This window comes from Saccharopolyspora flava (genome assembly GCF_900116135.1).
Taxonomy (GTDB): Bacteria; Actinomycetota; Actinomycetes; order Mycobacteriales; family Pseudonocardiaceae; genus Saccharopolyspora; species Saccharopolyspora flava.
Genome location: NZ_FOZX01000003.1, coordinates 1 through 13651, shown reverse-complemented (window position 1 = coordinate 13651; position 13651 = coordinate 1). Strand labels below are relative to the sequence as shown.

At 70.9% G+C, this 13651-nt stretch carries 11 protein-coding genes and 1 rRNA gene; 11 read left to right on the top strand and 1 reads right to left on the bottom strand.

The window, feature by feature from the left end:
• Nucleotides 1-21 precede the first annotated feature (21 nt).
• A complete protein-coding gene (pheT, locus tag BM424_RS10455; RefSeq protein WP_093415809.1) occupies nt 22-2514 on the top strand; it encodes a phenylalanine--tRNA ligase subunit beta in 2493 nt (830 codons plus the stop codon).
• 64 nt (nt 2515-2578) lie between these two features.
• On the opposite strand, the gene BM424_RS10450 is transcribed toward pheT, so the two are convergent.
• Entirely contained in the window at nt 2579-3175 is a 597-nt protein-coding gene (locus tag BM424_RS10450) for a GNAT family N-acetyltransferase (protein ID WP_245775758.1), read from the bottom strand.
• A 424-nt stretch (nt 3176-3599) separates the two neighbouring features.
• Here BM424_RS10450 and argC point away from each other — a divergent pair, with 424 nt between their 5' ends.
• From argC to BM424_RS10400, 10 genes are all read left to right on the top strand, one after another.
• Nucleotides 3600-4628 carry an N-acetyl-gamma-glutamyl-phosphate reductase gene (argC, locus tag BM424_RS10445; protein ID WP_093415808.1) on the top strand — a complete coding sequence of 343 codons (1029 nt, stop codon included), beginning with the start codon at nt 3600-3602 and terminating at the stop codon, nt 4626-4628.
• Between the two features lie 41 nt (nt 4629-4669).
• Complete coding sequence (argJ, locus tag BM424_RS10440) at nt 4670-5830, top strand: bifunctional glutamate N-acetyltransferase/amino-acid acetyltransferase ArgJ (RefSeq protein ID WP_093415806.1); 1161 nt, start codon at nt 4670-4672, stop codon at nt 5828-5830.
• The gene (gene argB, locus BM424_RS10435; RefSeq protein ID WP_093415805.1) at nt 5827-6735 is read left to right on the top strand and encodes an acetylglutamate kinase; all 909 of its coding nucleotides are present in this window, start codon (nt 5827-5829) and stop codon (nt 6733-6735) included. Before argJ ends, argB begins: the two co-directional genes overlap by 4 nt.
• Nucleotides 6732-7919 (top strand): acetylornithine transaminase, encoded by a 1188-nt coding sequence (locus BM424_RS10430; RefSeq protein WP_093415803.1) that lies wholly within the window; start codon nt 6732-6734, stop codon nt 7917-7919. The genes argB and BM424_RS10430 overlap by 4 nt, the downstream gene beginning before the upstream one ends.
• Nucleotides 7920-8843, top strand: coding sequence for an ornithine carbamoyltransferase (argF, locus tag BM424_RS10425; RefSeq protein ID WP_093415802.1), 924 nt, complete (start codon nt 7920-7922; stop codon nt 8841-8843).
• The gene (locus tag BM424_RS10420) at nt 8840-9343 is read left to right on the top strand and encodes an arginine repressor (protein ID WP_093415800.1); all 504 of its coding nucleotides are present in this window, start codon (nt 8840-8842) and stop codon (nt 9341-9343) included. The genes argF and BM424_RS10420 overlap by 4 nt, the downstream gene beginning before the upstream one ends.
• 139 nt (nt 9344-9482) lie before the next feature.
• Nucleotides 9483-10904, top strand: a complete 1422-nt coding sequence (gene argH, locus BM424_RS10415; RefSeq protein WP_281248730.1) for an argininosuccinate lyase — start codon at nt 9483-9485, stop codon at nt 10902-10904.
• Nucleotides 10905-10947: 43 nt separating this feature from the next.
• The gene (locus tag BM424_RS10410) at nt 10948-11562 is read left to right on the top strand and encodes a DNA-3-methyladenine glycosylase (RefSeq protein WP_175548065.1); all 615 of its coding nucleotides are present in this window, start codon (nt 10948-10950) and stop codon (nt 11560-11562) included.
• A gap of 33 nt (nt 11563-11595) precedes the next feature.
• Nucleotides 11596-12870 carry a tyrosine--tRNA ligase gene (tyrS, locus tag BM424_RS10405; protein ID WP_093415796.1) on the top strand — a complete coding sequence of 425 codons (1275 nt, stop codon included), beginning with the start codon at nt 11596-11598 and terminating at the stop codon, nt 12868-12870.
• Between the two features lie 625 nt (nt 12871-13495).
• Nucleotides 13496-13651 (top strand): 16S ribosomal RNA (locus tag BM424_RS10400); the annotation flags it as partial.

Genomic DNA, 13651 nt, shown 5'->3' with positions numbered 1-13651 from the left:
ACGAGAGAAGGGCCTGACCAAGTGCGGATTCCGGTTTCCTGGTTGGCCGAGCACCTCGAGCTGCCCGAGGGGACGACCGCGGAGACGCTGGCAGAGGCGTTCATCCGGATCGGGTTGGAGGTCGAGGAGGTCGAGCACCTGACGCAGGTGCGCGGCCCGCTCGTGGCCGGCCGCGTCGCCGAGATCGAGGAACTCACCGAGTTCAAGAAGCCGATCCGGTACTGCAAGGTCGAGATCGGCGCCTCCGAGGACGGCGAGCAGAAGCTGCAGAACATCATCTGCGGTGCCCGCAACTTCGCCGAGGGCGACCTGGTCGTCGTCGCGCTGCCCGGCACGGTGCTGCCCGGCGAGTTCGAGATCAGCTCGCGCAAGACCTACGGCAAGCTCAGCGAGGGCATGATCTGCTCCGCCAAGGAGCTGGGTCTCGGCGAGGACCACGACGGCATCCTGGTGCTGCCGCCCGGTTCGGCCGACCCGGGCGACGACGCGGTGGAGCTGGTCGGGCTCGACGACTCGATCATCGAGCTGGCGATCACCCCCGACCGCGGCTACTGCTTCTCGGTGCGCGGCCTGGCGCGCGAGCTGTCCAACGCGCTCGACGTGCCCTTCGGCGACCCGGGCACCCGCCCGGTTCCGGAGGACGACAAGCCCTCGCGCGGCGTGGAGCTGCGCGACGAGCGGGCGTGCTCGCGGTTCGTGCTGCGCCGGGTCACCGGCGTGGACCCGTCGGCGCCGAGCCCGTGGTGGATGCGCCGCCGCCTGGCGCTGGCCGGTATCCGCTCCATCTCGCTGTCGGTGGACGTCACCAACTACGTGATGCTGGAGCTGGGCCAGCCGCTGCACGCCTTCGACGCGACGAAGGTGTCCGGTGACCTGGTCGTCCGGCACGCCGAGAGCGGCGAGAAGCTGACCACCCTCGACGGGCAGGTCCGCGCGCTCGACACCGACGACATCGTCATCGCCGACGACTCCGGCGTGGTGTCGCTGGCCGGTGTCATGGGCGGCGAGAGCACCGAGATCGGCGACGGCACGCACGACGTGCTCATCGAGGCGGCGAACTGGGACCCGGCGAACATCGCCCGCACCATCCGCCGCCACAAGCTGCCCAGCGAGGCGGGCAAGCGCTTCGAGCGCACGGTGGACCCGGCGGTCGCGCCGGTGGCCGCCGAGCTGGCCGCGCAGCTGCTGGTCCGCTACGGCGACGGCACCATTGCGCCGGGCCGCACCGACGTCGGCGAGCCGACGACCCCGGCCCCGGTGACGATGCCGCTGGCGCTGCCGGACAAGGTCGCCGGCGTCTCCTACGAGCGCGGGGTGACCGCGCGCCGGCTGACCCAGATCGGCTGCAAGATCGACCTGAGCACCTCCGACGACGGCGTGGGCCTGATCACCGCGACCCCGCCGTCCTGGCGCCCGGACCTGACGCAGCCGTTCGACCTGGTCGAGGAGGTGCTGCGGCTGGAGGGCTACCACACGATCCCGTCGGTGCTGCCCGCCGCGCCGCCCGGTCACGGCCTGTCGGCCACCCAGCGCCGCAAGCGCGCCGTGTCCCGCGCCCTGGCCGGCGCCGGGTACGTCGAGGTGCTGCCGTTCCCGTTCACCGGTGAGGAGACGCTGGACGCGTTCGGCCTGGCCGCCGACGACGAGCGCCGCCGCACGGTGAAGGTGCTCAACGCGCTGGAGAGCGACAAGTCGCAGCTGACCACGACGCTGCTGACGGGACTGCTGGACATCCTGCAGCGCAACGTCTCCCGCGGTCACCGCGACGTCGCGCTGTTCCACATCGGACAGATCAGCCAGCCGTCGGCGGGCCAGCCCGCGGTGCCGGAGGTCGGCGTCGACGGTCGTCCCAGCGACGAGCAGCTCGCCGGGCTGCTGGCGGCCCTGCCCGCCCAGCCCACGCGGGTGGCGACGGTGCTGGCCGGTCAGCGCGAGCAGGCCGGCTGGTGGGGCAAGGGCCGCGCCGCCGACTGGGCGGACGCGATCCAGGCGGCGCGCGTGGTGGCCTCGGCCGCCGGTGCCGAGCTGACGGTCCGCAAGGCCGAGCACGCCCCGTGGCACCCGGGTCGCTGCGCCGAGCTGCTGGTGGGCGAGACGGTCGTCGGCCACGCCGGTGAGCTGCACCCGAAGGTCGTCGAGGCGCTGGGCCTGCCCAAGCGCACCAGCGCGATGGAGCTCGACCTCGACGCCCTGCCGCTGGTGGAGCGCCGCACGGCCCCGGACATCTCGGCCTACCCGCCGGTGCTGATGGACGTGGCCCTGGTCGTGGACTCCTCGGTCGCGGCCTCGGACGTGGTCGACGCGGTCCGCGCCGGTGGCGGCGAGCTGCTGGAGGACGTCCGGCTCTTCGACGTCTACTCCGGCGAGCAGCTGGACGAGGGCAAGAAGTCGCTGGCCCTGGCCCTGCGCTTCCGCGCCCCGGACCGCACCCTCAAGCAGGAGGAGGCCACCGAGGCCCGCGACGCCGCGGTCAAGTCCGCAGCCGACCGCCTCGGAGCCACCCTCCGAGCCTGACCGCACGACGCAGAACGGCCCCGTTCCCGGAAATTCCGCGGGACGGGGCCGTTCTGCGTCGGTGTCAGTGGTTGCGGGGGAGGTGCCGGGCGGTGAAGTCCTCGGCGGAGAGGCCCATGATGACCAGGTGGAGCGTGCGGTCGGAGAGCGAGTCGGGTTCGCTGGCGCGGCCTTCCTCGCGGAAGCCGAGCTTGGTGTGCAGCGCGATCGAGGCGACGTTCTCCTGGTAGATCCCGACCTGGCAGTGCCGGAAGCGGCGGCGGCCGAACATGACCGCCAGCAGCGTGATGATCGCGTCGTCGGCGTAGCCGTGGCGGCGGTGCATCGGGCCGATGCCGACGCCGTAGCTGAACACGTCCGGGTCGTCGGCCTTGCTGATGCACATCGAGCCGACGAGCACCTGGTCCCGGCGGGTTTCGATGGCCAGCTGGAAGTCGTCGGGGGAGTCGACGTGGTTGGCGCGGTGCGCGGCCCAGTGCCGGTAGCCGTCAGTCTGCGCGTACGGGGCGCGGGTGGGGTCCTGGTCGAAACCGGCGAGGATGCGCCGATCGGCGGCGGCCACCCGGCGTAACAGCACCTGCCGACCGACCCAGGACGACGTCGTGATCGGCGCCGCGCCGTGGCGGGCCCCCAGGTTCGGGTGCGGCGGGATCATCGTCATCGATCTCGATGATGCCTTCCGGGACGGACCGAATCCACAGCGGGGTCCACGTGCTGTGACCTCGTGCAAGCGGTGTGAAACCTGGATGGCCGCGGTGTTACCGCCCGTCAACGGCGGCGCCCGAAATGCCGCTATTGCGGGTGAATCCGCGACGGCATCGGCGCCGGATGATCGCGAGCGGTGAGAATCCCGCTCACGCGCGATGTTCCGGAGCCCATCGCGCCGCGACAGCGACGAGAGCGCCACCCGGCGTCGGTGGCGCGATTTCAGTGGAAGTCGGGTTCCTGATTTCCCTCGAAATCCGGTCGGCCCCGGGTGGTGAGGCGGGTCGGATCACAGGTTCGGCGAGGGGGTGACGTGGGAGGATGGTGACCTGGCGCAAAGTCGTTTGATTGATTTTGCATGACAGTGCATAATCATCCGTATGACGGTGAGGGTAGCTGTAGCGGGTGCCAGCGGCTACGCGGGCGGAGAACTGCTCCGCCTGCTGCTGACGCACCCCGAGGTCGAGATCGGTGCGCTGACGGCGGGGGGCAACGCGGGCAGCAGGCTCGGCCAGCACCACCCCAACCTGCTGCCGCTGGCCGACCGCGAGCTGACCGAGACCACCGCCGAGCAGCTGCGCGGCCACGACGTCGTCTTCCTCGCGCTGCCGCACGGCCACTCCGCGGCCATCGCCGCCGAGCTCGGTGATGAGGTCGTGGTCGTCGACTGCGGCGCCGACCACCGGCTCAACGACGCCGAGGACTGGACCCGCTGGTACGGCGGCGACCACCCCGGCACCTGGCCCTACGGCGTGCCCGAGCTGCCCGGCGCCCGCGAGCGGTTGCGCGGCACCAAGCGCGTCGCCGTGGCCGGCTGCTTCCCGACCGTGTCGTCGCTGGCCGTCGTGCCCGCGCTGGCCGCGGGGCTCGTCGAGCCCGAGGTCGTGGTCACCGCGGTCACCGGCACCTCCGGCGCGGGCCGCGCGCTCAAGCCGCACCTGCTGTCGGCCGAGGTCATGGGCTCGGCCAGCGTCTACGGCGTCGGCGGCGCGCACCGGCACACCCCGGAGATGATCCAGAACCTCAGCGCCGCCGCGGGGGAGAAGGTCAAGGTCTCCTTCACCCCCGTCCTCGCGCCGATGGCGCGCGGCATCCTCGCCACCTGCTCGGCTCCGCTGCGCGGCGACGTCGACACCGCCGCGGCCCGCAAGGTCTACCTCGACGCCTACGGCGACGAGCCGTTCGTGCACGTGCTGCCCGAGGGCACCTGGCCGCAGACCTCCTCGACGCTGGGCGCCAACACCGTCCACCTGCAGGTCACCGTCGACCCCGACGCCGGTCGGCTGGTCGTGGTCGGCGCCGAGGACAACCTCACCAAGGGCACCGCGGGCGGAGCCGTGCAGTGCATGAACCTCGCGCTCGGCCTGCCCGAGACCACCGGGCTGCCCACCGCCGGCATCGCCCCGTGAACCCGCGCCACCAGAACGCCAGCCAGAACCGAGGAGAAGACATGAGCGTGACCGGTCCCGCCGGTTTCCGGGCGGCCGGGGTCGCCGCGGGCATCAAGGCAGCGGGGGCGCGCGATCTCGCACTCGTGGTCAACGACGGCCCGCAGCAATCGGCGGCCGGCGTGTTCACCACCAACAAGGTCAAGGCGGCACCGGTGCTGTGGTCCCAGCAGGTGCTGCAGGAGCGCAAGCTGCGGGCGATCGTGCTCAACTCCGGGTGCGCCAACGCCTGCACCGGCCCCGGCGGATTCCAGGACACCCACGCCACCGCGGAGAAGGTCGCCGACGTCCTGGGCGTCGGAGCCATCGAGATCGCGGTCTGCTCGACCGGGCTGATCGGCGAGCGCCTGCCGATGGACGCGCTGCTGCCGGGCGTCGACTCCGCCGCGAAGGCCCTCGACACCGGTGAGCAGGCCGCGCTCGACGCCGCGACCGCCGTGCTCACCACCGACAGCAAGGCCAAGCAGGCCCACCGGGCGCACGACGGCGGCTGGTCGATCGGCGGCTTCGCCAAGGGCGCGGGAATGCTCGCGCCGAACATGGCGACCATGCTCAGCGTGATCACCACCGACGTGGCGATCAGCGGCGCCGACCTCGACGAGGCGCTGCGCGCGGCCACCCGGGTCACCTTCGACCGGCTCGACGTCGACGGCGGCACCTCCACCAACGACACCGTGCTGGTCATGGCCTCCGGCGCCTCGGGCGTGGAGGCCTCGAAGGACGAGTTCACGGCGCTGCTCACCGAGGTCTGCCACGACCTGGTGCGCCAGCTGCAGGACGACGCCGAAGGCGCGACCAAGACCATCGACATCACCGTGCGCGGCGCGGTCAGCGAGGCCGACGCGGTCACCATCGGCCGCATCGTCGCCGAGGACAACCTGGTCAAGACCGCGATGTTCGGCTCCGACCCGAACTGGGGCCGGATCGCGATGGCGCTGGGCCGCGCGCAGGCCGAGATCGACGTCGACAAGGTCGAGATCGCCACCAACGGCGTCACGCTCTACGCCGACGGCGCCACCGCCCGCGACCGCAGCGAGGCCGACCTGTCCGGCCGCCAGATCGAGATCGTCATCGACCTGCACCTCGGCGAGCACACCGCCACGATCCTGTCCACCGACCTCTCCCATGACTACGTCGAAGAGAACAGCGCGTACTCCTCATGACCAGTGACACCAGCGATCGGCTGGCCACCGCGGCCGAGAAGGCCAGCGTCCTCGTCGAAGCACTCCCGTGGCTGCAGCGGTTCAACGGCGCCACCGTCGTGATCAAGTACGGCGGCAACGCCATGATCGACGACGAGCTCAAGGCCGCGTTCGCCCAGGACATGGTGTTCCTGCGGCTCGCGGGTCTGCGCCCGGTCGTCGTGCACGGCGGCGGGCCGCAGATCACCTCGATGCTCGACCGGCTCGGCATGGAGGGCGAGTTCCGCGGCGGACTGCGGGTGACCTCGCCGGAGACCATGGACGTGGTCCGGATGGTGCTGGTCGGGCAGGTCGGGCGCGAGCTCGTCGGCCTGATCAACCAGAACGGGCCCTACGCCGTCGGCATGTCCGGTGAGGACGCCCGGCTGTTCACCGCGGCCCGCCGCACCGCCACCGTCGACGGCGAAGCGGTCGACGTCGGCCTGGTCGGCGACGTCGTCGACGTCAACGCCGACGCCGTGCTCGACCTGATCAACGCGGGACGCATCCCGGTGGTCTCCACCGTCGCGCCCGACGCCGACGGCGTCGTGCACAACGTCAACGCCGACACCGCCGCCGGGGCGCTGGCGGTCGCGCTCGGCGCGGAGAAGCTCGTGGTGCTCACCGACGTCGAAGGCCTCTACACCGACTGGCCGGACAAGTCGTCGCTGGTCGACCGGCTCGACGTGGACCAGCTCGCCGAGCTGTTGCCGAACCTGGCGTCCGGGATGGTGCCCAAGATGGAGGCCTGCCTGCGCGCCGTGCGCGGGGGAGTGCCGCGGGCCCACGTCATCGACGGGCGGCTGGCGCACTCCGTGCTGCTCGAGGTCTTCACCAGTGCCGGAGTGGGAACGATGGTGTTCCCGGTCGAGACGGAGGACGCATGACCACCAATGCCACCGGCGCGCAGCGCTGGCAGGCGTCCATGATGGACAACTACGGCACCCCGAAGCTGACCTTCGTCAGCGGTTCCGGTGCCGAGCTGACCGACGCCGACGGCAAGACCTACCTGGACTTCGTCAGCGGCATCGCCGTCAACGCCCTCGGGCACGCCCACCCGGCCATCGTGCGGGCGGTGTCCGACCAGGTCGCCAAGCTGGGGCACGTCTCGAACCTCTACGTGCACGAGCTCGGCCTGACGCTGGCCGAGCGGCTGCTGGACCTGGCCGGGGCGACCGGGCAGGGGCGCGTGCTGTTCTGCAACTCCGGCGCCGAGGCCAACGAGGCCGCGTTCAAGATCGCGCGGCTGACCGGGCGCCCGAAGATCGTCTCCACCCAGGGCGGGTTCCACGGCCGGACGATGGGCGCGCTGGCGCTCACCGGTCAGCCCGCCAAGCAGGAGCCGTTCGCGCCGATGCCCGCCGGCGTCGTCCACGTGCCCTACGGCGACGTGGCCGCGCTGGAGTCCGAAGTGGACGACAACACCGCCGCGGTGTTCCTGGAGCCGATCCAGGGCGAGAACGGCGTCGTCGTCCCGCCCGAGGGATACCTGCGGGCCGCCCGCGAGATCGCCTCGCGCAACGGCGCGCTGCTGGTCCTCGACGAGGTGCAGACCGGCATCGGCCGCACCGGATCGTGGTTCGCCTTCCAGCGCGAGGGCGTCACGCCGGACGTGATCACCCTGGCCAAGGGGCTGGGCGGCGGGCTGCCGATCGGCGCCTGCATCGGCATCGGAGCCGCGGCCGACCTGCTGCACCCCGGTCAGCACGGCACGACCTTCGGCGGAAACCCGATCGTGTGCGCCGCGGCGCTGGCGGTGCTCGACACCATCGTCGACGACGGCCTGCTCGACCACGTCCAGAAGGTCGGCGAGGAGCTCGTCACCGGTGTCCGGGGCCTCGGCCACCCGCTGGTCCGCGAGGTGCGCGGCGCCGGGCTGCTCGTCGCCATCGGACTCACCGAACCCGTGGCGGCCAAGGTCGCCGCCGCCGCGCAGGAGCGCGGTTACCTGGTCAACCCCATCCAGCCGGACGCCATCCGGCTGTGCCCGCCGCTGGTCGTGCGCGGCGAGCAGGTGCAGCGGCTGCTCACCGACCTCCCCGAACTGCTGTCCGCTGGCAAGGAGAACTGAATGACCCGGCACTTCCTCCGCGACGACGACCTCACGCCCGAGGAGCAGGCGGAGGTCCTCGACCTCGCCGACGAGCTCAAGGCCGACCCGCTCGGGTCCGACGCGCTCAAGGGCAAGTCCATCGCGGTGCTCTTCGAGAAGAACTCCACCCGCACCCGGCTGTCCTTCGAGGTCGGCATTCACCAGCTCGGCGGACAACCCATCGTGGTCGACGGGCGGATGATGCAGCTCGGCCGCGAGGAGACCATCGAGGACACCTCGCGCGTGCTGTCCCGCTACGTCGACGCCGTGGTGTGGCGGACCTTCGCCCAGGCGCGCATCGACGCGATGGCCTCGGTCTCGCGCGGCCCGGTGGTCAACGCGCTCACCGACGAGTTCCACCCCTGCCAGGTCCTCGCCGACCTGCAGACCATCCGCGAGCGGCACGGCAAGCTCGCCGGGCTGACCCTGACCTACCTCGGCGACGGCGCCAACAACATGGCCCACTCGCTGCTCATCGGCGGCGTCACCGCCGGGATGCACGTGCGCATCGGGGCGCCCGAGGGTTTCCGCCCGGTCGAGTGGGTGCTGGAGGCGGCGCGTCAGCGCGCGGCCGAGACCGGCGGCTCCGTCGAGCTGCACAACACCCCGCTCAGCTCCGTCGACGGCGCCGACGTCCTGGTCACCGACGCGTGGACGTCGATGGGGCAGGAGAACGACGGCAAGGACCGGGTCAGCCCGTTCCGGCCGTACCAGGTCAACGCCGAACTGCTGGCCGCCACCGGCAAGACCGACACCAGCGTGCTGCACTGCCTGCCCGCGCACCGCGGCCTGGAGATCACCGACGAGGTGATCGACGGACCCGCCAGCGCGGTGTTCGACGAGGCCGAGAACCGGCTGCACGCGCAGAAGGCCCTGCTCGCCTGGCTGGTGCGACGATCGTGAGCACGACCCGGGTCGCGCGGCAGGCGCGCATCGTCGAACTCGTGTCCTCGATGGACATCCGCAGTCAGACCGAACTGGCCAAGCTGCTCGGCGACGCCGGCATCGAGGTCACCCAGGCGACGCTGTCCCGGGACCTCGACGAGCTCGGCGCGGTCAAGCTGCGCGGCCCGGACGGCGGGGCGGCCGTCTACGTCATCCCGGAGGACGGCAGCCCCGTGCGCGGCGTCCAGGGCGGCACCTCGCGGCTGAGCAGGCTGCTCGGCGAGCTGCTGGCCAGTGCCGACGGCGCGGGCAACCTCACGGTGCTGCGCACACCGCCCGGAGCGGCGCAGTTCCTGGCCAGCGCCATCGACCGCGCCGCCCTGCACGAGGTCGTGGGTTCCATAGCGGGCGACGATACGGTCATGATCGTGGCCCGCGAGCCGCTCACGGGCCACGAGCTCGCGGACCGCTTCACCGCGATGGCAGCCGGCGAGGTGGACCACGAGGATGAGGGCTGAACTCCTGGGCACCGTGACAACGTCCGTTGGCAGCTGACGGTTTTAGCCATAATTGACCGGACATAACGGACATCGATCATGGGCAGTTATGGCTAAAACTGTCCTGACCACCTACCGAGAGAGCACCGAGGAACCGAACGTGACGCAGCAAGGCAGTGAGCCCACCAAGCTCTGGGGCGGCCGCTTCGCCTCCGGCCCCGCCGAGGCGATGGCCGCGCTGAGCCTGTCGACGCACTTCGACTGGCGACTGGCCCCCTACGACATCGCGGGATCGCGCGCCCACGCCCGCGTCCTGCACCAGGCCGGGCTGCTGACCAGCGAAGAGCTCGACGCGATGCTCGCCGGGCTCGACACCCTCGCGGCCGACGTCGAATCGGGTGCCTTCACCCCGGTCATCGACGACGAGGACGTGCACACCGCCCTCGAACGCGGCCTCCTGGAGCGCGTCGGCGCCGACCTGGGCGGCAAGCTGCGCGCCGGCCGCTCCCGCAACGACCAGGTCGCCACCCTGTTCCGGATGTGGCTGCGCGACGCCAACCGGCGCGTCGCCGCCGGTGTCCTCGACGTCGTCGACGCGCTGGTCGCCCAGGCCGCCGCGCACCCGGACGCGGTGCTGCCCGGCCGCACTCACCTGCAGCACGCCCAGCCGGTGCTGCTCGGCCACCACCTGCTGGCGCACTGCCAGGCGCTGCTGCGCGACGTCTCCCGGATCCGCGACTGGGACGCCCGCACCGCCTACTCGCCCTACGGCTCCGGTGCGCTGGCCGGTTCCTCGCTGAGCCTGGACCCGCAGGCCATCGCCGCCGAACTGGGTTTCCGGGGCGCGACCGACAACTCCATCGACGGCACCGCCGCCCGCGACTTCGCCGCCGAGGCCGCGTTCTGCCTGGCCATGCTCGGCGTCAACCTCTCCCGGATCGCCGAGGAGGTGATCATCTGGAACACCGCCGAGTTCGGCTACATCACCCTCGACGACGCGTGGGCCACCGGCAGCTCGATCATGCCGCAGAAGAAGAACCCCGACGTCGCCGAACTCGCCCGCGGCAAGTCCGGCCGCCTCATCGGCAACCTCTCCGGTCTGCTGAGCACGCTGAAGGCGCTGCCGCTGGCCTACAACCGCGACCTGCAGGAGGACAAGGAGCCGGTCATCGACTCCGTCGAGCAGCTCGACCTCCTGCTGCCGGCCATGAGCGGGATGCTCGGCACCCTCACCTTCCACACCGAGCGGATGGCCGAGCTCGCCCCCGCCGGGTTCACCCTCGCCACCGACATCGCCGAATGGCTGGTGCGCCAGGGCGTCCCGTTCCGGGTGGCCCACGAGGCGTCGGGCGAGTGCGTGCGCACCGCCGAGGCGCGCGGCGTGGGGCTGGACGAGCTCACCGACGAGGAGCTGGCCGCCGCCCACCCGGCGCTGACCCCGCAGGTCCGCGAGGTGCTCACGGTCGCCGGGTCCATCGAGTCCCGCGACTCGCACGGCGGCACCGCCCCGTCCCGGGTCGACGAGCAGCGCAAGCAGGTCGTGGCCGCCGTCGACGAGCACCGCGGGTGGCTCGCGGATTGATCGACATGCCGGTGGTCCCGGTAGGGTGCTGAGCGTGGACCTGATGACGCGCGAGGAGCTGGCGCGCGACCCGCTGTGGGTCGCGCGCCGGTTGCTGGGCTGCGAGCTGCGGTCCAGCAGCCCGGAGGGCGAGGTCGGCGTGCGCCTGGTCGAGGTGGAGGCCTACCGGGGCACCGACGACCCGGCCTCGCACTGCTACCGGGGCCGGACCGAGCGGAACTCGGTCATGTTCGGCCCGGCGGGCCACCTCTACGTCTACTTCGTCTACGGGATGCACTTCTGCATCAACGTGGTGAGCCTGACCGACGGCGTCCCGGGGGCGGTGCTGCTGCGCGCCGGGGAGATCACCACCGGCCGCGACCTGGCCCGCAGCCGCAGGCCCGCCGCGCGCAAGGACGTCCAGCTCGCCAGCGGACCGGCCCGGCTCGCCGGGGTTCTGGGCATCACCCGCGAGCACAACGGCATCGACCTGACCGACCCGGACTCGCCGGTGCGCCTCTACGACGGCGACCAGGTCGCCGAGGACGACATCCGCAGCGGGCCCCGGGTCGGCGTGGCCGCCGCGATGGACCTGCCGTGGCGGTCCTGGGTCGACGGTTCCGAGGCCGTCAGCGCCTACCGGCGTGGTGGGCGTCGCCGCATCCGAGCCCGGGCGTAAACCGGGTTGCGGGGATGCGCGAAACTGAACCCCGTGAGTGAGCACATCCTTGACGAGCTGGCCTGGCGCGGACTGATCGCGCAATCCACCGACCTCGACGCGCTGCGCCGAGACCTCGACGCGGGCCCGCTCACTCTCTATGCCGGCTTCGACCCGACGGCCGCCAGCCTGCACGCGGGCAACCTCGTGCAGCTGCTCACGCTCGCGCGGTTCCAGCGCGCCGGGCACCGGCCGATCGTGCTGGCCGGTGGTGCCACCGGCCAGATCGGCGACCCGCGCGACGTGGGGGAGCGGACGCTGGTGACGCGGGAGGTCATCGAGGAGCGGCTGGAGTCGCTGGGCGGTCAGCTCGCGAAGTTCGTGAGCTTCGACGACTCGCCGACCGGCGCGATCGCGGAGAACAACCTGAACTGGTTCGACGACGTCTCGGCGCTGGACTTCCTGCGCGACGTCGGCAAGCACTTCTCGATCAACACGATGGTCGGCCGGGAGACCGTGAAGCGCCGGCTCGCCGGTGACGGGATCTCCTACACCGAGTTCAGCTACATGCTCCTGCAGTCGTACGACTACCTGCAGCTGCACCGCAAGTACGGGGCCAAGCTGCAGACCGGCGGCTCCGATCAGTGGGGCAACATCATCGGCGGCGTCGACTACGTCCGCAAGGTCGACGGGTCGACCGTGCACGCCCTGACGACCCCGCTGGTCACCGACGCCGAAGGCCGCAAGTTCGGCAAGTCCACCGGTGGCGGCAACGTGTGGCTCGACCCGACGCTGACCACGCCCTACGCCTGGTACCAGTACTTCGTGAACGCCGCGGACGCCGACGTGCCCCACTACCTGCGGCTGCTCACCTTCCTCGACCGGGAGGAGATCGAGGAGCTGGAGAAGACCACCGCCGAGCGCCCGCAGCTGCGCGCCGGGCAGAAGCGCCTCGCCGAGGAGCTGACCACGCTCGTGCACGGGGAGGACCAGACCCGCAAGGTGATCGCCGCCAGCCAGGCGCTGTTCGGGCGCGGTGAGATCGGTGAGCTCGACGAGGCGACCCTGGACTCGGCGATGGCCGCGGTGCCGAACGCCGAGCTGCGCCTGGGGGACCAGCCGACGATCGTCGACCTGCTCGTCGAGACGGGCTTGGTCAACGGCAAGGGCGCGGCGCGTCGCACCATCAAGGAGGGCGGCGCCTACGTCAACAACGTCAAGATCTCCGACGAGGAGTGGGCCCCGAGCCGGGACGACCTGCTGCACGGCCGCTGGCTCGTCGTCCGCCGCGGCAAGCGCAACACGGCGGGTGCTCGGGTCCTGAGCTGACGCAGACCGCGAGACGGGGCGCTGACCTGCGGGTTCGCGCCCCGTTTCGCGTTAAGGACCCCCCGGTTCAAGGGCCTGAGAACGGGTCGTGTAACTTATTCCAAGTCAGCGCGACACGGACTGGGAACACCGGGCCGGGCCTGACACGGGGTTGCGAACCAAGCTCCTGTCTCCGGATGGTAGAGTGGGCGCCCCGAACGGGAAACCAAGAAAAGCAGAGGCGAGCTTCGCTGCTCGCGGACGTGGACGCGGTTTTCCACCCAGAATTTGATTGAAAATAGCGCTTGGTACGCTGCCGGGCAGAATAGTGAGCCGAGATTTCGGCGGCCACCGGATAAGGGATACCCCCCGGTGAGACCGAAAAATCGACCTGCTAGTCTTCACTGCAGCGAAAGCGCGAACGAAAAGAAATGACTCCCCGGAGTTGGCGGGCTTGAGGGCCTGTGGCGATGGTGTGGGTGTGTTCTTTGAGAACTCAACAGTGGACTGTTTTGGTTAGTGTTCTTTTATGCCCCTAACCAACTGGGCGCGGGTTTTCCGTGTCTTGGTGGTTGGTGGTTTCTTTGAGTATCACGCTCCGACCTTTGGGTTGTTGAGTGTGTGCTGGGATTGTTTCAACAAGGCATTGTTGGAGAGTTTGATCCTGGCTCAGGACGAACGCTGGCGGCGTGCTTAACACATGCAAGTCGAACGATGAAGCCGCTTCGGTGGTGGATTAGTGGCGAACGGGTGAGTAACACGTGGGTAATCTGCCCTGCACTCTGGGATAAGCCTTGGAAAC